This is a genomic window from Micromonospora sp. WMMD1076, assembly GCF_029581475.1.
Classification (GTDB): domain Bacteria; phylum Actinomycetota; class Actinomycetes; order Mycobacteriales; family Micromonosporaceae; genus Micromonospora; species Micromonospora aurantiaca.
In genome coordinates this window covers 609550-629685 of record NZ_CP120862.1, presented here as the reverse complement: position 1 = coordinate 629685, position 20136 = coordinate 609550, and the positions used below count along the sequence as shown (strand labels likewise).

Genomic DNA, 20136 nt, shown 5'->3' with positions numbered 1-20136 from the left:
AGCCGACGGTCCTGTACCCTCGTCGGCGGTGGCGTGTCCGAGTGGCCTAAGGAGCACGCCTCGAAAGCGTGTGAGGGTTTACGCCCTCCGCGGGTTCAAATCCCGCCGCCACCGCCATATCGATCGAGCGCCCGGGTTGTCCCGGGCGCTTCGTCGTCAGCAGGGGCCGTAGCCCTCGTCGAAGAGGCGGCGGGCCCAGTCCGCGTACCCGGCGATGATCTCCCGGACGGTGACCCCGTCGTGCAGGAACAGGTACGCGCGGTCGCCGTCGCGGGCGAGCAGCCCGGCGAAGCGGTGACTGCCGGGCGGTGCCGGCAGGTCGACGGCGCCGGGGTACGCGGCGCGGACCTCGCCGACCGGCGCGCCGGCGCTGATGCCCTCGGGTGTGCTCATCGGGTCGTCCAGCCAGAGCAGGACGAGCCGGTCGTCGACGAAGATCGGGCTGACCGATCCGTGCCCGACGAGCGCGGGCCCACAGGCCGCCTCGTCGGCGCGCAGCACGCCGCGCCGGGTCAGGTCCGACTCGGTGTCGCCGAACTCCGCGTTGCGCAGGCCGTCCAGGCTGACCACCTGAGCGGCGCCCACTGGACGGGCGGGCCACTGTGGATGAACGCCGCTGCCGGCTGCGGACGCGGCAGCAAGCATCGCGGCAATAAAGCCGAATTGTCGTAGTTTCATGCAATCCCCCAGTCACCAACGGGACCGGGGCGATGAGGTTGCTGGTGTTGGTCGGATTGGCGTAGTTCCCACTCCTCAGCCAGCTCGTCCCAGTAGTCGGCGGACAGTCCGCGCCGGCCGTGCGCCAGCCAGCCGTCCGTGTCGCGCTCCAGGTGCAGCCCCAGCTCGGCGAACGGGTCGATCCACGCGCCCGGCTCCGCGCCCAGCCGGGCCAGCGCCGTGTTGATCGGCCACTCGGTCCGCGGCCGGTCGAGCGCGGCGTCGTACCGCGGCCCCCAGCTCACCTCGCCGCCGAACCAGACCACAGCCGACTGGTGGCCGAGCCCGCCCGCGAACTCCGCCTCCAAGTACGCCACCGGGCCGCCCCTCGACCAGCGGGCCAGCACCTCCGCGAGCGGCGGCGACAGCACCAGCCGGAACGGGCGCTCGGCGCGCGGCTCGTCGGTGGCGTAGTCCGGCAGGTCGCCGGTCAGTTCCTGCACCAGTTGCGGGGTGACCGGCAGCAGCGCGAAGTCCTGGCGGAGCGCGGCGAGCACCGCGTGGTCCAGGTCGGCGGTCTGCTCGCGAAGCAACTCGACGTCGGCGACCACGGCGCTGAGCTGGTAACTCATCCGGTCCTCTCGGCGTCCACAGGCTGTGGATGGAACATGTGTACGACGGTCTCAGGTGGTTCCGTTGGTCAGGTACCTCGGGCGTCCGTCGCTCAGCGCGGCCACCGCGTGACGCAGCCGATGCCAAACGTACGGGCGAAGCAGCGCCTGCGCATCATCGAGCGCGACGAACCGTGCGTCGGCCAGTTCGCCGTCTGCCGGTTTCAACGGCTCTGCGGGAGGCAGTGCGCCGCCGTCGAAGATGAACATCAGGCTGTCGTCCCAGGGGCCGTGCGGTGCCACCCAGTCCACCACCAGCAACGGTCCGACGCGCAGTTCGAGACCCAACTCCTCGCGTACCTCCCGCTCGGCGGCCAGGTGCGGCGGCTCGTTCGCCTCCGCCATGCCGCCCGGCAGGTCCCAGTCCGGCTTGTAGCGCGGATCTACCAACAGGATGCCGCCGCCACCGTTGCGCAGCAGTATGTCGGCCCCCACCCGTTTCCGGGGCTGCCGCGCGTTGCCCTCGGCGAGGTGGACCTGCCAGGCTGCCGGATCTCGCTCGTACAGGGGACGCTCGTCGACCATACCGACCATTGTCGACTGCCCTCACCCAGTCGGCAGCCGGTCCAGAAGCTGCGGCACGTCCGGGCACCTGACGGCTGCGAACGCGGCAGCAATGTCGGCCTGAGCCCGTCCCTGGCATGGCCAAGCGCCCGTTCCACCCGTTCCGTGACTGTCGGTTATACATGCAACGCATAATCGGCCATGACTACGACGAGAGCTTTGACGTGCCACGTACGAGAATTGCGTGATCGACCTCGTCGGAGGCTGTCGGATCGGGGCGGCGGCGTTCGTAGCCGGGGTGACGGCGGCCCGGACGGCAGCTAACGACGGTGAAAGAGGAACCGATGGCGCAGTACCTGATCTCCGTACTCGACGACACGACCGGCTCGGCCACCGACGCGGAGATGGCCGCGATCGGTGAGTTCAACGAGCGGTTGCGAGCCGACGGCCACTGGGTCTTCGCCGGTGGGCTCGCGGCGCCGGAGACGGCCACAGTCGTGGACGCGCGGGGCGGGAGTCCGCTGCTCACCGACGGGCCGTACGTGGAGACGAAGGAGTACGTCGGCGGATTCTGGATCGTCGAGGCGCCGGACTTCGACGTGGCGCTGCCGCTCGCCGCGCTGGCGTCGCAGCGGTGCAACAGGCGGGTCGAGCTGCGGCCGTTCCTGGGCGCGTGACAGACGTCGGCGAGGCGCTCACCCGGGTCCACAGTGAGGAGTGGGCGCGGGTCGTCGCCACGCTCGCCCGGCGCATCGGCGATCTCGACGTGGCCGAGGAGATGACAGCCGAGGCGTTCGCCGCCGCCGTCGAGCGGTGGTCGGCCGACGGTGTACCGCCGAACCCCGGCGCGTGGCTCACCACCACCGCGTACCGCAGGGCAGTCGACCGGATCCGGCGCGAGAGCCGGCGGGACGACAAGCACCGGGAGGCGCTGATGCTGGCCGACGTCCCGGAACCGCTCGGTGTCATCGACGACGACCGGCTCCGCCTCATCTTCACCTGCTGCCATCCGGCGTTGGCCATGAAGGCGCGGGTGGCGCTGACGCTGCGCCTGGTCGGCGGGCTCACCGTGCCGGAGATCGCCCGGGCCCACCTGGTCCAGGAGGCCGCCATGAGCAGGCGGATCACCCGGGCCAAAGCGAAGATCAAGGCAGCCCGGATCCCGTACCGGGTGCCGTCCCGCGAGGATCTCCCGGCCCGGGTCGGCGGCGTGCTCGCCGCCCTCTACCTGATCTTCAACGAGGGCTACCTCGCCTCCGACCCCGGTAAGGAGGCGGTCCGCGCCGACCTGACCGCCGAGGCGATCCGGCTCACCCGGCTGGTCCGCACGCTGCTGCCCGACGACCACGAGGCCGCCGGGCTTCTGGCGCTGATGCTGCTCACCGAGGCCCGCCGGCCCGCCCGGGTCTCCGCGACGGGCGAACTCGTCGTCCTCGCCGAGCAGGACCGCAGCGCCTGGGACCGCGAACTCATCGCCGAGGGGCACGCCCTGGTCCGCGCGTGCATCGCCGCCGGACGGCCGCCGGGCCGCTACCAGATCCTCGCCGCCGTAAACGCCGTACACACCGACGCCCGCGACGCGAGGGACACCGACTGGTCGCAGGTCGCCGCGCTCTACGACCATCTGGTACGCGTCGACCCGTCGCCGATCGTGCGGCTCAACCGGGCCGTGGCGGTCGCCGAACTGGACGGGCCGCAGGTCGCGCTGGCCGAGGTGGACGGGTTGCCGCTGGAGGACTATCACGCGTACCACGCGACGCGCGCCGAACTGTTGCGCCGGATGGGGCGGGGCGGGGAGGCGCGGGCGGCGTACGACCGGGCGATCGAGCTGGCGGGCAACAGCGCGGAGACGGCGTACCTGACGCGGCGACGGGACCAGTTGGGCGGCCGGTGAGGAGCGCCGCGGAGAAACGACTCAGGGCCGGTCCCGCGCGGGATCCGGCCCTGTCGTCTGCGAGCGGAGGATACGAGATTCGAACTCGTGAGGGTGTGAACCCAACACGCTTTCCAAGCGTGCGCCCTAGGCCTCTAGGCGAATCCTCCGCGAGCCAGGATACAGGTCCCTCGACGGCGGGCCACCCCACCCTCCCGGAAGATCCACAACCCTTCGGGTAGGCTTGGCGTCACCTCCCGTGCGGCGGTACCTCGTGAACCTCCCCAGGGCCGGAAGGCAGCAAGGATAAGCGAGCTCTGCCGGGTGCACGGGAGGCCTTTCTGTCTCCCGGGCCGGGTAACGTCGCTGCGGGTCGGGTCACGGGGTGGTGGGTGGTCACCCGGGGCCGACCGGCGCAGAATGGCTCGGTCGAGAGGAGGCGGGACGGGTGGCACTGGCCCTTTACCGCAAGTACCGGCCGCGGACGTTCGCCGAGATGATCGGCCAGGAGCAGGTCACCGATCCGCTGTCGCAGGCGCTGCGCAGCGGCCGGCTCAACCACGCCTACCTCTTCTCCGGTCCCCGGGGCTGCGGCAAGACGTCCAGCGCCCGGATCCTGGCCCGCTCCCTCAACTGCGAGCAGGGCCCCACCCCCGAGCCGTGCGGGCAGTGTGACTCGTGCCGCGGGCTTGCTCCCGACGGCGGCGGCTCGATCGACGTCATCGAGATCGACGCGGCCAGCCACGGTGGTGTCGACGACGCCCGTGAGCTGCGCGAGAAGGCGTTCTTCGCGCCCGCCCGCAGCCGCTTCAAGATCTACATCATCGACGAGGCGCACATGGTCTCGTCGGCCGGCTTCAACGCGCTGCTCAAGCTGGTCGAGGAGCCCCCGGAGTACGTCAAGTTCATCTTCGCCACCACCGAACCGGAGAAGGTCCTCGGCACGATCAAGTCGCGGACCCACCACTACCCGTTCCGGCTGTTCCCGCCGAAGGTGCTCCGGCCCTACCTCGAACAGCTCTGCGAGGCGGAGGGCGTCACAGTCGACCCGGCGGTCTTCCCGCTGGTGGTGCGCGCCGGCGGCGGCAGCATGCGGGACAGCCTCTCCGTACTCGACCAGCTCATCGCGGGCGCCGGCCCGGAGGGTGTCGGCTACGCCCGGGCCGCCGCGCTGCTCGGTGTCACCGACGCCGCGTTGATCGACGAGATGTGCGACGCGCTCGCCGCCGGTGACGGCGCCGCCGCGTACGCCACCGTCGACCGGGTCGCCGAAGCCGGGCACGACTCGCGCCGCTTCGCCTCCGACCTGCTCGAACGCCTCCGCGACCTGATCGTCCTGCAGCAGGTGCCTGATGCCGCCGCCAAGGGCCTCATCGACGGCCCGGCCGACCAGATCGAGCGGATGGCCGCCCAGGCGCAGCGCCTCGGCCCGGCCACGCTGTCGCGCTGCGCCGACATCGTGCACAACGGCCTGGTCGAGATGCGCGGCACCACGGCGCCCCGGCTGCTGCTGGAACTGATCTGCGCGCGCATGCTCCTGCCCGGCGTGGACGACTCCTCGACCGGCCTGCTCCAGCGCCTGGAGCGGATGGAACGCCGGCTGACGCTCGGGGGCGCCGAGCTGCCGCCGGCCGCCGCCGACTCCGCGCACCCCACCCAGACCCAGGGGGTACGCCCGGCGGCTCCCGCCCCGGGCGCGGCTGCCGCCGCGGTCCACCCGGATTCCGCCGGCACGCCGGCGGCTGCCGGTGCCCCGACCGGTGCGGCCGCCGCCCGTGCCGCCGCAGCCGCTGCGGCGGGTGCCCGGAACGCCGCACCCGGTTCCCGCCCGGCCGACGCCGCCACCAATGCCCGTCCGGCCCCGAACGGTGCGGCTACCGGCTCCCGTCCCGCCCCGGCTGGTGCGGCTACCGGCTCCGGCCCGGCCGCTGCCGAGTCCGGCCCGCGTCTCGCCCCGGCGGCGACCGAAGCGACAGTGGGTGCCGGGGTCCACTCCGACACGGACGCCGGGTTCCCTGCGTCGGCCGCCGCCGAGCGGGCCGCCGCCGGGCCGACGACGTCCGGTCCGGCCGCTGCCCGGCGCCCCGTACCGCCGTCGGCTGTGATGCCCGACCCGGCCACGCCCGAGCCGCCCCGCCCCGGCGCGGCGAATCCCGGCGCGCTCGACGCGGTAGCGGTGCGCCGCGTCTGGCCCGAGGTGGTCGGGAAGGTCAACCGGAGCAACAAGCGGATCGCCGCGCTGATGCGGGACGCTGTGGTACGCGACCTGGACGGCGACACGCTCGTGCTGACCGTGAAGTCGACGGTGCTGGCGAAGATGATGGCCGACCACGCCGCCGTGCTGACCGACGCGCTCTACGAGGAGCTGGGCGGTCGCTGGCAGATCCGCTGCGAGGTGGCGGGCGAGCGTGGCGCGTCCTCGCTCGGTGGCCCGTCCCGCCCGTCCGGAGCGAGCCGCACGCAGGCCGACACCGCACCGGCTCGCAGCGCGTCCGACAGCGCTCCGCCCCGTCCGGCGACCGCCCCGTCCGGCCCGGCGTCCGACGCCGCGTCCGGTCGCCCGGACTCCGGGGCGGCAGGCACCGCCGACGCCGGGTATGGACGGCCTGCCTCGGGTGGGGCAGGCACCGCGCAGGCGCACCCCGATTCCGTCCACGCGGACGCCTCCCGCTCGGCCGCAGCCGACGCGGGACCGAACCGTCCCGGCTCCGATACCGGACCGGGCTACCCGGGTTCGGTCCACGCCGGACCGGGCCGTCCGGACTCCGGCGTCGCCGGACGTGATGCGGCCGGTGGCGACCCGGGACAGCCGGCGACCGGCTCGGGCAGCACCGCTGGTAGCCGAGGCGCAGGCAACCCGGCCACCGGAAGCCAAGGTGCGGGAAGCCAGGCCGGAGGACCGGCGGGCAGGGCCGGCGCGGGCTCACCCGACGCCTCGCACCGGCCGGCGGCGACCCCTGCGGTCGACCAGACCGGCGAGGAGGACTGGCCGGAGCCGGCCCGTCCCGGTGGCGCGGCGACCGGCACGGCCTCGGCCCCCGGCACGGCCTCGGCGGCGAGCAGCGGCGACGCGGAGGACTGGCCGGCGGCGGCCCGTCCGGGCGGGGACACGGCTACCGCTACCGCGCCTGTCGTCGTACCCAAGCCTGCTGCACCTGCGACGGCGCCTGCCGGTGGACCGAGGCCGGCGGGCGGCGGGGCGAAGAACAGCGCGATCGCGGCGGCGCGTGCGGCCGCGGCGGCTGCTGCTGCGGGCGGTGGTCCCGGCAAGGGTCCGCGCGTGGCGCAGCCGGCGCGGAAGACGGCCGATGCCGAGTGGGCTGGCGAGCCACCCTACGACCCGGACTTCGACGGCCCGGTGCGGGGTGGGGGCGCGCCTGCGGCGGCGCCCGCCTACGAGGGATTCGACCCGGGCGACGAGCCGCTGGACGACGTGATCGACGAACGGACCGCCCGGCAGTCGAGCGAGGAGCAGGCGGTGCAGCTGCTGCGCGAGACGTTCGGCGCGGAGAAGATCGACGAGGTGGACGCGCGCTGAGCGCGCGCCGACCGCGATTCAGCGGTGCCGTGGCCCGACTAGGCTGGGCGCGGCCGAGCAGACGAGTGGAAGAAGGAGCGGTCCGTGCGCCCAGGTGGACAGCCGAACATGCAGCAGATGCTGAAGCAGGCGCAGAAGATGCAGCAGCAGATCGCCAAGGCCCAGGCCGAGCTGGCCGAGGCGGAGCTGACCGGCACCGCCGGTGGGGGCCTGGTCACCGCGACGGTCGCCGGTACCGGTGAGCTGAAGGCGATCAAGATCGACCCGAAGGCGGTCGACCCGGAGGACGTCGAGACGCTGGAGGACCTGGTCGTAGCGGCCGTGCACAACGCCGCCGAGGCGGCCCGCGAGCTGACCGAGAAGAAGATGGGCCCGGTCGCGGGCGGCATGGGCGGCCTCGGCCTGTCCGGGTTCTGAGCCGGCAGATGTACGAGGGTGCCATCCAGGATCTGATCGACGAGCTGGGCCGGTTGCCGGGCGTGGGCCCGAAGAGCGCCCAGCGGATCGCGTTCCACGTGCTGTCGGCGGATCCGGCCGACGTGAACCGGCTGGCCGGCGCGCTGCGCAAGGTCAAGGACCTGGTCCGGTTCTGCACGACCTGCTACAACGTGGCCGAGTCGGAGCAGTGCCGGATCTGCCGCGACCCACGGCGTACCGACGAGGTGCTCTGTGTGGTCGAGGAGCCGAAGGACGTGGTGGCGATCGAGCGGACCGGCGAGTTCCGCGGGCGCTACCACGTGCTCGGCGGCGCGATCAATCCGCTGGAGGGCATCGGCCCGGACAACCTGCGGATCCGTGAGCTGATGACCCGCCTCGGCGGCGGCGAGGTCCGCGAGCTGATCCTCGCCACCGACCCGAACACCGAGGGCGAGGCGACAGCCACCTATCTGGCGCTGATGGTCAAGCCGATGGGGATCGCTGTGACCCGGCTCGCGAGTGGGCTGCCGGTCGGCGGCGACCTGGAGTACGCCGACGAGATCACGCTGGGCCGGGCCTTCGAGGGCCGACGGGCCGTCTGAATCCAGTCGTGCCGCCTCCGGCGGGTGCCCCGCGGGGTGCCCGCCGGACGTGTCTCCGGGCCGGACCGGGATGTCCGTCGATCTAACAGGAACGTGCGTCCGGGACCGGATCGACGTAATAAATTTGCCCTTCAAACCGACGAAACCTCGGCGATCGAAGGCATTCCCCTTCGATTCGTATGCCTCGTTGCGGAACAGACACGATTCGATACCAACCCGCCCCCCGCCCGTTTCCGCGCCGTCCACCCGAGGGCTAAGGTCTGCGCACATCGGTGACCCTGTCACCACGTTGTCCGTACCCCCAAGGACGAGGTGAAGCACCATGCGTGCATCCAGGCCGAAGGTCGCAATCGCGGCCGTCGCGGTCGCGGCCCTCGCGGTTGCAGGCTGCGCCGAGAGCGACCGTGAGAGTGGCTCCGGAGATAGCAAGAAGGACACCCTCGTCTTCGGCGTCGCCGGAGACCCGAAGGTGCTCGACCCCAGCTTCGCCAGCGACGGTGAGTCGCTGCGCGTGGCGCGCCAGGTCTTCGAGACCCTGGTCCGTCCGGAGGAGGGCGGCACCAAGGTGACGCCGGGCCTCGCCGAGTCCTGGACGCCGGATGCGGCGGGCACGACCTGGACGTTCAAGCTCCGCTCGGGTGTCAAGTTCCACGACGGCACCGACTTCAACGCCGAGGCCGTCTGCGCCAACTTCGACCGCTGGTACAACGCCAAGGGCCTCATGCAGAGCCCGGACGTGACCGCGTACTGGCAGGACGTCATGGGCGGGTTCGCCAAGAACGAGAACCCGGACCTGCCGCCGAGCCTCTTCAAGTCCTGCACCGCCAAGGACGCCACCACTGTGGACCTGGCGTTCACCCGGGTCTCCAGCAAGATCCCGGCCGCGCTCATGCTGCCGTCGTTCTCGATCCAGAGCCCGAAGGCGATGGAGCAGTACGACGCCAGCAACGTGACCGGCACCGCCGAGGACATCAAGTACCCCGCGTACGCGATGGAGCACCCGACCGGCACCGGCCCGTTCAAGTTCAAGGCGTGGGACATCGCGAACAAGACGCTCACCATCGAGCGCAACGACGACTACCACGGCGACAAGGCCAAGCTGAAGACCATCATCTTCAAGACGATCTCGGACGAGAACGCCCGCAAGCAGGCGCTCCGCTCGGGTGACATCCAGGGCTACGACCTGGTCGGCCCGGCCGACGTCGAGCCGCTGAAGAAGGAGGGCTTCAACGTCCTCACCCGGCCCGCCTTCAACATCCTCTACCTGGCGATCAACCAGAAGGGGAACCCGAAGCTGGCCGACCTGAAGGTCCGGCAGGCCATCGCGCACGCGCTGAACCGGCAGGCCCTGGTCGACTCGAAGCTGCCCCCGGGCGCCAAGGTCGCGATGAACTTCATGCCCGACACCGTCGAGGGCTGGAACGGCGACGTCACCAAGTACGACTACGACCCGGCCAAGGCGAAGGCCCTGCTGGCCGAGGCCGGCGCGTCGAACCTGACGCTGAAGTTCCACTACCCGACCGAGGTCACCCGGCCGTACATGCCGAACCCGAAGGACATCTTCGAGCTGCTCTCGGCGGACCTCAAGGCGGTCGGCATCAACGTCCAGGCCATCCCGCTGAAGTGGAGCCCGGACTACCTCAACGCCACCACCTCCGGCAACAAGCACGACCTGCACTTCCTCGGCTGGACCGGTGACTACGGCGACGCGTACAACTTCATCGGCACCTTCTTCGACCGCCCGAAGGACGAGTGGGGCTTCAACAACGCCCAGCTCTTCGCGCAGTTCAAGGACGCCGACACCACCGCCGACGCGGCGGCGCGGACGGAGAAGTACAAGGCACTGAACAAGTCGATCATGGACTTCCTGCCGGGTGTGCCGATCTCGCACTCCCCGCCGGCGATCGTGTTCGGCAAGGACGTGACCGGGATCAAGGCGAGCCCGCTCACGGACGAGCGGTACGCGACCGCAGAGTTCAAGTGATCTGAAGCACCGTACGCGGGCGGGCGCTGTGACCACAGCGCCCGCCCGCACCCCTCCGCACCCCTTCCGAGGCGCCCGTGTTCCGGTTCATCATCAGACGCCTGCTGCAGCTGATACCCACGCTGTTCGGGCTCTCCGTCCTGCTGTTCATCTGGCTCCACCGACTTCCCGGCGGGCCCGAGACCGCGATCCTCGGTGAACGGGGCACGCCCGAGACGCGCGCCGCCATCCGGCGCAACCTCGGCCTCGACGAGCCGATCCTGGTCCAGTACGCCCGCTTCCTGCGGCGGATGATCCGGCTCGACCTGGGCACCTCGACCGGTACGAAGCGGGCCGTCACCACGGAGTTCGTGGAACGGTTCCCCGGCACCGTCGAACTGACCGTCATGGCCATGGTCCTCGCGGTCGGCATCGGCATTCCGCTCGGCTACCTGGCCGCCCGCCGCCGGGGCCGGTTCCTCGACCACGCCTCGGTCGGCGGATCGCTCATCGGCATCTGTATCCCGGTCTTCTTCCTGGCGTACGTGCTCAAGGCGATCTTCGCGGAGAACCTGGGCTGGTTCCCCTCCAGCGGCCGGCAGGACCCCACCATCGGGGCGACCCGGGTCACCAACTTCTTCGTCATCGACGGGCTCATGACCCGCGAGTGGGACGCCGCCGCCGACGCGCTCTGGCACCTCGTGCTGCCGGGTGTCGCGCTCGCCAGCATCCCGCTCGCGATCATCGTCCGGATCACCCGGGCCAGCGTGCTGGAGGTGCTCAACGAGGACTTCGTCCGCACCGCCGAGGCCAAGGGCCTGACCGAGCGGACCGTCCGCCGCCGGCACGTCCTGCGTAACGCCATGCTGCCGGTGGCCACCTCGATCGGTCTCCAGACCGGTCTCCTGCTCTCCGGCGCGGTGCTCACCGAGACCGTGTTCGCGTTCAGCGGCATCGGCGCGTTCGTCGCCGAGTCGATCAGTCAGCGCGACTACCCGGTGCTGATGGGCTTCATCATGATCATTGCGGTGGTGTACGTGCTGGTGAATCTCCTGGTCGACCTCTCCTACAGCGTGATCGACCCGAGGGTGAGGGTGCGATGACCATCACCACTGGCAAGAAGCGCGAGAAGATCGACCGGCTCGCCGAGCTGGCCGCCCGCGACGACGAGCAGGGGGTGAGCCTCTGGAAGGAGGCGTTCCGCCGGCTGCGGCGCAATCCGGCGGCCGTCATCGGCGTGGTCATCCTGGCGGTCTTCGTCCTGGTCGCGGTCATCGGGCCGTTCCTCGTCCCGTACAGCCCGACTGACTCCATCGGCATCCGCGAGGGCCTGGTCAAGTCCGGCCAGGGCATCATCCCGGGCGCCTCCGCCGACCACTGGCTCGGCTTCGACCACCAGGGCCGGGACGAGTTCAGCCGGCTCATCGTCGGGGCCCGGCAGACGCTGCTCGTCGGCGTGGTCTCCACGCTGATCGGCCTCGCGGTCGGCGCGCTCATCGGCGGCGTCGCCGGTGCCGCGGCCGGGCTCGGCGGGCGCTGGGGCCGCTGGATCGACACCACCCTGATGCGCTTCATCGACATGCTGCTGGCCATGCCGAGCCTGCTGCTCGCGGTCAGCATCGCGGCGCTGCTCGGCGCCAGCCTCACCACCGTGATGATCGCTGTCGGTGTGGTGTCCGTGCCGATCTTCGCCCGGCTGCTCCGCGGTTCGATGATCGCGCAGGCGAACAGCGACTACGTGCTCGCCGCGACGTCGCTCGGCGTGAAGCGGTCCAGGATCGCCCTCACCCACGTGGTGCCGAACTCGATCGCCCCGGTCATCGTGCAGGCCACGCTGACGCTGGCGACCGCGATCATCGAGGCGGCCGCGCTGTCCTTCCTCGGTCTCGGCAACCCCGACTCGGCCATCCCGGAGTGGGGCGTCATGCTGGCCGACGCGCAGCCGTACCTGGGCATCCGGCCGGGTCTGGCGATCTATCCGGCGCTCGGCATCATCATCACCGCGCTGGGGTTCACCCTGCTCGGTGAGGCGATGCGTGAGGCTCTCGATCCGAAGCTGCGGAAGTAGGTCAGTCAGCCATGGCACTGCTCGAAGTGGACGACCTCTCCGTCACGTTCGCCCGTCGCGGGCAGCGCACCGTGCACGCGGTGGACGGGGTGTCCTTCTCGGTCGACACCGGCGAGGTGGTCGGCCTGGTCGGCGAGTCCGGGTGCGGCAAGAGCGTCACGTCGCTGGCCATCATGGGCCTGCTGCCCAAGCAGCCGGGCCTGCGCGTGGGCGGCAAGGCGGTCTTCGACGGCACCGACCTGCTCCAGCTCGACGACCGGTCCCGCCGCGACATCCGCGGCCGGGACGTGGCGATGATCTTCCAGGACCCGCTGTCCTCGCTGAACCCGGTCATCCCGATCGGGCTCCAGGTGACCGAGGTGCTGGCCCGGCACCGGGGCATGAAGGGCGAGGCGGCCACCAAGGAGGCGGCCGCCCTGCTCGACCGGGTGGGCATCCCGGACCCGCGGCGGCGCCTGAAGGAATACCCGCACCAGCTCTCCGGCGGCATGCGGCAGCGGGCGCTGATCGCCATGGCTGTGGCCTGCCAGCCCCGGCTGCTGATCGCCGACGAGCCGACCACCGCGCTCGACGTCACCATCCAGGCGCAGATCCTGGAGCTGCTCAAGGATCTGGTCCGGGACTCCGGCACCGCACTGGTGATGATCACCCACGACCTCGGCGTGGTCGCCGGCATGTGCGACACCATCAACGTGCTCTACGCCGGCCGGGTGGTGGAGACGGCCACCCGCCGTCCGCTGTTCCGCCAGCCCCGGCACCCGTACACCGAGGGGTTGCTCGGTTCGGTGCCGCGCCTGGACGCCGGCCGCGGCGAACGGCTCAACCCCATCCCCGGCTCGGTGCGCGACGTGCTGCCCTGGCCGGACGGCTGCGCGTTCGCCCCGCGCTGCGCACGCCGCGTCGACGCGTGCGTGGGCGAGCCGCCGGAGCTGGTGCTGACCCACGACGCGCGCAGCTACCGCTGCGTAAACCCGGTGCCGGTCCCCGGCCTGACCCCGGAGGCGGACGCCCGCGCGACCGCGCCGACGACCACCGAACCGGGTGCGGTGCCGGCCCAGGCCGAACCGGCCGACCCGCCCGCCGTGCCCGGCTTCGGACCGGCTCCGCGCGAGGAGGAGACCCCGTGAGCGACAACGAGATCCTCGTCGAGGTCCGCGACCTGAAGGTGCACTTCCCGATCCGCCGGGGTGTGCTCTTCGACCGGACCGTCGGGCACGTCAAGGCGGTCGACGGGGTCGACCTGAGCATTCCGCGCGGCAAGACGTACGGGCTGGTGGGCGAGTCGGGCTGCGGCAAGTCCACGCTCGGCCGGGCGTTGCTACAGCTCAACCCGCCGACCAGCGGCGAGGTGAAGTTCGACGGCGTCGAGCTGACCACGCTCCCCGCCGGCAGACTGCGCGCGATGCGCCGCCGGATGCAGATGATCTTCCAGGATCCGATGTCCAGCCTGGACCCCCGGCAGAACGTCGAGTCGATCCTGACCGAGGGCCTCCAGACCCACGGCATCGGCGCCAACCGGGACGACCGGCGGCGGATCATCGGCGAGACGCTCGACGCGGTGGGCCTGCCGAAGTGGGCGCTGTCCCGCTACCCGCACGAGTTCTCCGGCGGCCAGCGCCAGCGCATCGGCATCGCCCGCGCGCTGGTCCTCGGCCCGGAGCTGATCGTCGCCGACGAGCCGGTCTCCGCGCTGGACGTCTCGATCCAGGCGCAGGTGGTGAACCTGCTCGACGAACTCCAGGACAGCCTCGGCCTGACCTACCTGGTGATCGCGCACGACCTGGCCGTGGTGCGGCACATCTCCGACATCGTCGGCGTGATGTACCTGGGCGCGCTGGTGGAGGAGGCGCCGAGCGACCGGCTCTACACCGAGCCGCTGCACCCGTACACCCGGGCGCTGATGTCGGCGGTGCCGGTGCCGGACCCGGACGTGGAGGACCGGCGCGAGCGCATCCTGCTCGCCGGTGACCTGCCGTCGCCCGCGAACCCGCCGTCGGGCTGCCGGTTCCACACCCGCTGCCCGTGGGCGCAGCCGACCCGCTGCGCGGACGAGCGGCCGGAACTGCGCCAGATCGGCGCCAGCCGGGTGGCCTGCCACTGGGCCGAGAAGATCGCCGCCGGTGAGCTGCGCCCGCACGAGGTGACCGCAGAGATCACCCGGCCGGAGGGCGAGGGCGAGGAGCCGGGCGTGGTCTCCGCGCCCAGCGAGCCCGGATCGTACGTCTGACGCGACGGGGCGCGCCCCCACCCGGCCCGGGTGGGGGCGCGCCCCGTCGCGTCGTCGGTCAGCCCTCGGGGCGGTTCAGCAGGCCCACCGCGATCGTGTGCACGGCGTCGAGCGCGGCCGGGTCGGCCAGCGGCGCGGAACCGCCGGTGACCGCGTACCACTCGTCGGCGTCCTTGTACTGCACCCGCAGCGTCACCCGGCCGTCGGCGTGCTCGGTGCGCAGCGTCAGCTCGCCGGTCACCACGCCCACCTCGTCGGTCATGACCCCGCCCGGGCCCGCGGTGATGTCCGAGGTGCGGTCCGCCGGTCCGGCCGGTGCGCCCGGCACCGCGTCGGCGGTCATGCCCGCCCCGGCGACGTCCGCGGACACCGGCTGCCGGCCGTCCGCCGTCATCCCGGCCGAGGCCGGACCGGCCGTCGTCTCCGCGGCCGCCTCCGGGGCCGGTGCGGCGTCTGCCTCCGGCGTGCCCGCCGGTGCCGGTGTGGCGTCCGGCCCGGTCACGGTTTGCTCGCCCATGTGCAGCCCTCCAGCATGTCGGTGAGAGCGGCCTTCTCGGCACTTGTCACAGTCAGCCGCCAGTAGTGCTTGACCGTCACCCAGTCCGCCGCGTACTGACACCAGGACGACCGGTTCGGCGGCTTCCACTGGGACGGATCCTGGTCACCCTTTGCCCGGTTGGAGCGCGCCGAAACCGCGATGAGCTGCGGCCGCGTCAGGTCGTTGGCGAAGTCGCCGCGCTTCGAGTCGTCCCACTCGTCCGCGCCCGAACGCCACGCGGCGGCCAGCGGCACGGTGTGGTCGATGTCCACGTCCGACGGATCGTTCAGCACCACACCGTCGTAGACGCTCTCCCACCGCCCGCCCACGACGTTGCAGCCGGACAGCTTGATGCCCTCGCCGTCGCGTTGCAGCACGCTGTCGCGTACGTCGCAGTTCTTGCCGGTGCCCCGCCAGTGCGGGAAGCGGGAACGGCTGTAGCCCTTCATCGCCCCGGCGGTGGCCACTGTCAGCTCACCGAGCTGCTTGTTGACGTTCCCGGCGGCACTGGGCGGCGCCTCCGGCTCGGTGACCGACACGTCGCAGCCGGCCACGCCGAGGGCGAGCACCGCGCTCAGCGCGGCCGCCAGCCCGGCTCGGGCTCCTGATCTCGTACGCACAGACGACACCCCTCCAGCTTGCGTGCTCCGGGCGAGTCCGCACAGTACCCGGCGACGGTTTCCACGATTCGTGGCGTCGGCGGTGGGCGGCGGGCAGAGTGGTGAGACGTGACCGCACCCGCTCCCGCGCTGCGTACCGGCTCCGCCGCCGGACGCGGCACACTGCTCGCCGCGATCCTCGCCTCCGGCATGGTGTTCCTGGACAGCACTGTCGTCAACGTCGCGCTGCCGCGGCTCGGCGCCGAACTGGACGCCACAGTCGCCGGTCTGCAGTGGACCGTGAACGGCTACCTGCTCATGCTCGCCGCGTTCGTGCTGCTCGGCGGCGCGCTCGGGGACCGGTTCGGCAGGCGGCGCGTCTTCCTGCTCGGCGTGGTCTGGTTCGCTGTGGCGTCGGTGCTCTGCGGGCTGGCCCAGGACACCGGATGGCTCGTCGCCGCCCGGTTCCTCCAGGGCGCGGGCGGGGCACTGCTCACCCCGGGGTCGCTGTCCGTGCTCCAGGCCAGCTTCCATCCGGACGACAGGGGCCGGGCGATCGGCACCTGGTCCGGGCTGTCCGGTGTGTCCACCGCGCTCGGTCCGCTGCTCGGCGGCTGGCTGATCGACACGTTCTCCTGGCGGTGGATCTTCTTCGTCAACCTGCCGCTGGCCGTCGGCGTGGTGCTCGCCGCGCTGCGCTGGGTGCCGGAGAGCCGGGACGAGGAGGTCTCGCGTACCGGGTGCGGGCGGCGGCGGTTCGACGTGGCGGGGGCGCTGCTCGGCGCGCTCGCGCTCGGCGGTGTCACGTACGCGCTCATCGACGCCCCGGCACGCGGCCTGGACTCCCCGGCGGTGCTGGCCGCGGCGGTGCTCGGGGTGGTCGCCGTGGTGCTCTTCGTGCTGGTCGAGCGGCGGCGCGGCGACACCGCGATGCTGCCCACCGGGCTGTTCTCCAGCCGGCTGTTCTCCGTGCTGAACGTCTTCACAGTGGTCGTGTACGCGGCGCTCGGCGGGTTCACCTTCTTCCTCGCCGTCTACCTGCAGAACGTGGTCGGCTGGTCGGCGCTGCTCACCGGCCTGGCCACGGTGCCGATGACTGTGCTGCTGCTGGTCGGCTCGCCGCGCGCGGGCGCGCTGTCGGCCCGCATCGGCCCCCGGCTGCCGCTCACCGTCGGCCCAGTGATCGCCGCGGCGGGCCTGCTGCTGTTGCGCCGGGTCGGGCCCGGTGCGTCGTACTGGGTGGACGTGCTGCCGGGTGTGGCGCTGTTCGGCGCCGGGCTCACGCTCGTGGTGGCGCCGCTGACCACGTCGGTGCTCGGCGCCGTCTCGGACCGGTTCGCCGGGGTGGCGAGCGGTTTCAACAACGCCGCCTCCCGGGCCGGCGGCCTGCTCGCGGTGGCCGCGCTGCCGCTGCTGGTCGGGCTGTCGGGCACCGGGTACGAGCAGAAGGGCGCGCTCGCCGACGCGTACCGGGGGGCGTTGGCGTGGTGCGCGGGGCTGCTGCTGGCCGGCGCGGTGCTCGCCGCCGTGCTCATCCACCGCCCCGGGCGGGGGGAAGGAAGGGCCCCTTCTTAACGCCTCCGGTAGAGGAAGGGCCCCTTGTTAACACTCGGACCATTCGGGCGCGGACGTTAAGTGAGTGTTTGAGATTCCGGCTCAGGTGTGGGTTGCCTGGGCCGGTTTCGTGTGTCGGGCCAGGCGGGTGACCATGACGTGGTTCATGGCCCAGGTAACGAAGGCGGCGTGGCTGACCGGTAGGCGTTCGTAGTCGCGTACGCAGCGGCGTTTCTTGCTGATCCAGGCGAAGGTCCGTTCGGCGACCCAGCGTCGGGGAAGCACGACGAAGGTGTGTTGTCCGGGGAGTTTGTGGACCAGCTGCACGGTGAGGTCGAGGGCTTGGCGGGCCCAGGTGCTCAGGGTGCCGATGTAGCCGCCGTCTGCCCAGAGCAGGCGCAGGCCGGGGTGAAACAGACGGGTGCGCCAGAGCAGGTCACGGGCGATGGTGCGGTCGTTGACGTGAGCGCCGGTGATCATGACGGCCAGCAGCAGGCCCATGGTGTCCACGACGATGTGGCGTTTACGGCCGTTGACGTTCTTCGCCACGTCGAACCCGCGGCTGGATCGGGGCACGGTGTCCGCGGCGCGCACCGACTGGGAATCGATCGCGCCGGCGCTGGGATGCGCGTGCCGTCCGGCGGCGGTACGGCACTGCTCCCGCAACCGGTCGTGCAGACGCATCAACGTGTGGTCATCGCGCCATCGAGCGAACCACCAGTACACCGTCCCCGGGGGCGGGAACTCCCGCGGCAGGGCCCGCCACGGACAACCGGTGCAGGCCACATACAAGATCGCCGTGACGATCGCCCGCATCGGATGCGACGGCGGCCGCCCCCGCCGACCGACCGACACCGGCGTGACCAACGGCGCGATCACCGCCCACTGCGCATCGGTCAGATCACCGGGATACCGCCGCCGCGCCGCCCGTTCCCGTTCCCGCCGCACCCGCTGCGGCGGATAGCGGCGGGGCGACGCGGACGGCGTGACAGTGATCGGGTACAACGTCATCAGAAGGCCCTCGGTATGAAACGGTCGGCTCGACACCACCGGACCTACCGAGGGCCTTCCCTCACCTCAACCCGACACACCGCCGCACCCCCAATCTCAAACACTCACTAAGAAGGGCCCCCTCCTATGCAGAATGCGTTAAGAAGGGGCCCTTCCTTACACCTCAGGCGCGGGTGCGGTTCACCGCGCTCGTGACCGCCTTGATCGAGGCGGTGACGATGTTGGCGTCCACCCCGACGCCCCACACCGTACGGCCGTCCACCTCACACTCCACGTACGCGGCGGCCTGCGCGTCCCCACCGGAGGACAGCGCGTGCTCGTGGTAGTCGAGCACCCGTACCGCCACGCTTAGGGACTGCAGCGCGTTGACGTACGCGTCGATCGGGCCGTTGCCGACGGCGGTGAGCTGGCGGGTCTCGCCGCCGAAGCCGACGCGGGTGTCGATCTCGACCTTGCCGTCGACGGTGCCGATCGTGTACTCGGCCAGCTTCACGGCCGGGTCGACCTGGTGGCCGACCAGGTAGTTGCGGGCGAAGATCTCCCACATGGCGCCCGGCTCGACCTCGCCGCCGTCGTGGTCGGTGACCTGCTGCACCACGCCGGAGAACTCGATCTGGAGGCGGCGCGGCAGGTCGAGCTGGTGCTCGGTCTTCATGATGTACGCGACGCCGCCCTTGCCGGACTGCGAGTTGACCCGGATGACCGCCTCGTAGGTGCGTCCCAGGTCCTTCGGGTCGATCGGCAGGTAGGGCACCGCCCAGGTGAAGTCGTCCACGGGCACCCCGGCCGCCGTCGCGTCGGCGTTCAGCGCGGCCAAGCCCTTGTTGATCGCGTCCTGGTGCGAGCCGGAGAACGCGGTGTAGACCAGGTCGCCCGCGTACGGGTGGCGCTCGTGCACGGGCAGCTGGTTGCAGTACTCGACGGCGCGCTTGATCTCGTCGATGTTCGAAAAGTCGATCATCGGGTCGATGCCCTGGGAGAACATGTTCAGGCCCAGCGTCACCAGGTCGACGTTGCCGGTGCGCTCGCCGTTGCCGAACAGGCAGCCCTCGATCCGGTCGGCGCCGGCCAGCAGGCCCAGCTCGGCGGCGGCCACGCCGGTGCCCCGGTCGTTGTGCGGGTGCAGGCTCAGCACGAGGCTGTCCCGCCGGGGCAGGCGCCGGTGCATCCACTCGATCGAGTCGGCGTAGACGTTCGGCATCGCCATCTCGACGGTGGCCGGCAGGTTGATGATCAGCTTCCGGTCCGGCGTCGGGTCGATCACGTCGATGACCGCCGAGCAGACCTCCAGCGCGTACTCCAGCTCGGTGCCCGTGTACGACTCCGGCGAGTACTCGTAGTGGATGTCGGTGTCCGGGGTGTGGATCTCCGCGTACTTCTGGCACAGCCGAGCGCCCTGGGTGGCGATGTCGGTGATGCCGTCGCGGTCCAGGCCGAAGACCACCCGCCGCTGGAGCGTCGAGGTGGAGTTGTAGAAGTGCACGATGGCCCGGCGCGCGCCGCGCAGCGACTCGAAGGTCCGCTCGATCAGGTGCTCCCGGCACTGGGTCAGCACCTGGATGGTGACGTCCTCGGGGATCAGGTCCTGCTCGATCAGCTGCCGTACGAAGTCGTAGTCGGTCTGGCTCGCCGACGGGAAACCGACCTCGATCTCCTTGTAGCCCATCTGCACCAGGAGCTGGAACATCCGCCGCTTGCGCTCCGGCGACATCGGGTCGATCAGGGCCTGGTTGCCGTCGCGGAGGTCGACTGCGCACCAGCGGGGCGCGGCGTCGACGCGGCGGGTGGGCCAGGCGCGGTCCGGCAGGTCGACGCCGAACTCACTGTCGTACGGGACGTAACGGTGGACCGGCATCCGGCTGGGGCGCTGGCGGGCGAACGGATCGGTAGCGGTGACAGGTTGAGCCATCTCGG

At 71.5% G+C, this 20136-nt stretch carries 18 protein-coding genes, 2 tRNA genes and 1 other RNA gene; 13 read left to right on the top strand and 8 right to left on the bottom strand.

Annotated elements, in window-relative coordinates:
• Positions 1–27: 27 nt before the first annotated feature.
• Positions 28–117 (top strand) — tRNA-Ser (locus tag O7622_RS03195).
• Positions 118–156: 39 nt separating this feature from the next.
• Here O7622_RS03195 and O7622_RS03190 read toward each other — a convergent pair.
• From O7622_RS03190 to O7622_RS03180, 3 genes are read right to left on the bottom strand one after another with little or no spacing between them, the layout of a single operon-like run.
• Entirely contained in the window at positions 157–678 is a 522-nt protein-coding gene (locus tag O7622_RS03190) for a hypothetical protein (RefSeq protein WP_348774048.1), read from the bottom strand.
• Complete coding sequence (locus O7622_RS03185) at positions 675–1289, bottom strand: hypothetical protein (protein ID WP_282311785.1); 615 nt, start codon at positions 1287–1289, stop codon at positions 675–677. Before O7622_RS03185 ends, O7622_RS03190 begins: the two co-directional genes overlap by 4 nt.
• A gap of 51 nt (positions 1290–1340) precedes the next feature.
• Complete coding sequence (locus tag O7622_RS03180) at positions 1341–1853, bottom strand: NUDIX hydrolase (protein WP_282311784.1); 513 nt, start codon at positions 1851–1853, stop codon at positions 1341–1343.
• A gap of 323 nt (positions 1854–2176) precedes the next feature.
• Here O7622_RS03180 and O7622_RS03175 point away from each other — a divergent pair, with 323 nt between their 5' ends.
• Positions 2177–2509, top strand: coding sequence for a YciI family protein (locus O7622_RS03175; RefSeq protein WP_282311783.1), 333 nt, complete (start codon positions 2177–2179; stop codon positions 2507–2509).
• Complete coding sequence (locus tag O7622_RS03170) at positions 2506–3726, top strand: DUF6596 domain-containing protein (protein WP_282311782.1); 1221 nt, start codon at positions 2506–2508, stop codon at positions 3724–3726. Before O7622_RS03175 ends, O7622_RS03170 begins: the two co-directional genes overlap by 4 nt.
• A 64-nt stretch (positions 3727–3790) precedes the next feature.
• On the opposite strand, the gene O7622_RS03165 is transcribed toward O7622_RS03170, so the two are convergent.
• A tRNA-Ser gene (locus O7622_RS03165) sits at positions 3791–3875 on the bottom strand.
• 81 nt (positions 3876–3956) lie between these two features.
• Here O7622_RS03165 and ffs point away from each other — a divergent pair.
• From ffs to O7622_RS03120, 9 genes are all read left to right on the top strand, one after another.
• Positions 3957–4046: signal recognition particle sRNA small type (gene ffs, locus O7622_RS03160), an RNA gene on the top strand.
• A 107-nt stretch (positions 4047–4153) separates the two neighbouring features.
• The gene (locus O7622_RS03155; RefSeq protein ID WP_282311781.1) at positions 4154–7243 is read left to right on the top strand and encodes a DNA polymerase III subunit gamma and tau; all 3090 of its coding nucleotides are present in this window, start codon (positions 4154–4156) and stop codon (positions 7241–7243) included.
• 108 nt (positions 7244–7351) lie between these two features.
• A complete protein-coding gene (locus O7622_RS03150; protein WP_013289051.1) occupies positions 7352–7660 on the top strand; it encodes a YbaB/EbfC family nucleoid-associated protein in 309 nt (102 codons plus the stop codon).
• 8 nt (positions 7661–7668) lie between these two features.
• On the top strand, positions 7669–8262 hold the full coding sequence (recR, locus tag O7622_RS03145) for a recombination mediator RecR (protein ID WP_013289050.1): 594 nt from the start codon (positions 7669–7671) through the stop codon (positions 8260–8262).
• A 322-nt stretch (positions 8263–8584) separates the two neighbouring features.
• Positions 8585–10246 (top strand): ABC transporter substrate-binding protein, encoded by a 1662-nt coding sequence (locus O7622_RS03140; protein WP_282311780.1) that lies wholly within the window; start codon positions 8585–8587, stop codon positions 10244–10246.
• A gap of 77 nt (positions 10247–10323) precedes the next feature.
• A complete protein-coding gene (locus O7622_RS03135; protein ID WP_282311779.1) occupies positions 10324–11328 on the top strand; it encodes an ABC transporter permease in 1005 nt (334 codons plus the stop codon).
• Positions 11325–12293, top strand: a complete 969-nt coding sequence (locus O7622_RS03130; protein ID WP_282311778.1) for an ABC transporter permease — start codon at positions 11325–11327, stop codon at positions 12291–12293. Before O7622_RS03135 ends, O7622_RS03130 begins: the two co-directional genes overlap by 4 nt.
• Before the next feature lie 11 nt (positions 12294–12304).
• Positions 12305–13420, top strand: a complete 1116-nt coding sequence (locus O7622_RS03125; RefSeq protein ID WP_282311777.1) for an ABC transporter ATP-binding protein — start codon at positions 12305–12307, stop codon at positions 13418–13420.
• Positions 13417–14520, top strand: coding sequence for an oligopeptide/dipeptide ABC transporter ATP-binding protein (locus O7622_RS03120; protein WP_282311776.1), 1104 nt, complete (start codon positions 13417–13419; stop codon positions 14518–14520). Before O7622_RS03125 ends, O7622_RS03120 begins: the two co-directional genes overlap by 4 nt.
• A 58-nt stretch (positions 14521–14578) precedes the next feature.
• On the opposite strand, the gene O7622_RS03115 is transcribed toward O7622_RS03120, so the two are convergent.
• Both O7622_RS03115 and O7622_RS03110 read right to left on the bottom strand, forming a co-directional pair.
• A complete protein-coding gene (locus O7622_RS03115; protein WP_282311775.1) occupies positions 14579–15037 on the bottom strand; it encodes a hypothetical protein in 459 nt (152 codons plus the stop codon).
• On the bottom strand, positions 15019–15678 hold the full coding sequence (locus tag O7622_RS03110) for an HNH endonuclease family protein (protein ID WP_282311774.1): 660 nt from the start codon (positions 15676–15678) through the stop codon (positions 15019–15021). The genes O7622_RS03115 and O7622_RS03110 overlap by 19 nt, the downstream gene beginning before the upstream one ends.
• Positions 15679–15786: 108 nt before the next feature.
• Here O7622_RS03110 and O7622_RS03105 point away from each other — a divergent pair, with 108 nt between their 5' ends.
• Positions 15787–17232, top strand: coding sequence for an MFS transporter (locus tag O7622_RS03105; RefSeq protein WP_282311773.1), 1446 nt, complete (start codon positions 15787–15789; stop codon positions 17230–17232).
• An 81-nt stretch (positions 17233–17313) separates the two neighbouring features.
• Here the strand turns inward: O7622_RS03105 and O7622_RS03100 are convergent, their stop codons facing one another.
• Together O7622_RS03100 and leuA are read right to left on the bottom strand one after the other, a co-directional pair.
• The gene (locus O7622_RS03100; RefSeq protein WP_282311772.1) at positions 17314–18258 is read right to left on the bottom strand and encodes an IS5 family transposase; all 945 of its coding nucleotides are present in this window, start codon (positions 18256–18258) and stop codon (positions 17314–17316) included.
• A gap of 127 nt (positions 18259–18385) precedes the next feature.
• Positions 18386–20131, bottom strand: a complete 1746-nt coding sequence (gene leuA, locus O7622_RS03095; protein ID WP_282311771.1) for a 2-isopropylmalate synthase — start codon at positions 20129–20131, stop codon at positions 18386–18388.
• Positions 20132–20136 lie beyond the last annotated feature (5 nt).

Bases quoted from the DNA above. Each gene is read 5' to 3' on its own strand.
- O7622_RS03190 (WP_348774048.1), bottom strand. From the start codon at position 678: ATGAAACTACGACAATTCGGCTTTATTGCCGCGATGCTTGCTGCCGCG.
- O7622_RS03185 (WP_282311785.1), bottom strand. From the start codon at position 1,289: ATGAGTTACCAGCTCAGCGCCGTGGTCGCCGACGTCGAGTTGCTTCGC.
- O7622_RS03180 (WP_282311784.1), bottom strand. From the start codon at position 1,853: ATGGTCGACGAGCGTCCCCTGTACGAGCGAGATCCGGCAGCCTGGCAG.
- O7622_RS03175 (WP_282311783.1), top strand. From the start codon at position 2,177: ATGGCGCAGTACCTGATCTCCGTACTCGACGACACGACCGGCTCGGCC.
- O7622_RS03150 (WP_013289051.1), top strand. From the start codon at position 7,352: ATGCAGCAGATGCTGAAGCAGGCGCAGAAGATGCAGCAGCAGATCGCC.
- recR (WP_013289050.1), top strand. From the start codon at position 7,669: ATGTACGAGGGTGCCATCCAGGATCTGATCGACGAGCTGGGCCGGTTG.
- O7622_RS03140 (WP_282311780.1), top strand. From the start codon at position 8,585: ATGCGTGCATCCAGGCCGAAGGTCGCAATCGCGGCCGTCGCGGTCGCG.
- O7622_RS03130 (WP_282311778.1), top strand. From the start codon at position 11,325: ATGACCATCACCACTGGCAAGAAGCGCGAGAAGATCGACCGGCTCGCC.
- O7622_RS03125 (WP_282311777.1), top strand. From the start codon at position 12,305: ATGGCACTGCTCGAAGTGGACGACCTCTCCGTCACGTTCGCCCGTCGC.
- O7622_RS03115 (WP_282311775.1), bottom strand. From the start codon at position 15,037: ATGGGCGAGCAAACCGTGACCGGGCCGGACGCCACACCGGCACCGGCG.
- leuA (WP_282311771.1), bottom strand. From the start codon at position 20,131: ATGGCTCAACCTGTCACCGCTACCGATCCGTTCGCCCGCCAGCGCCCC.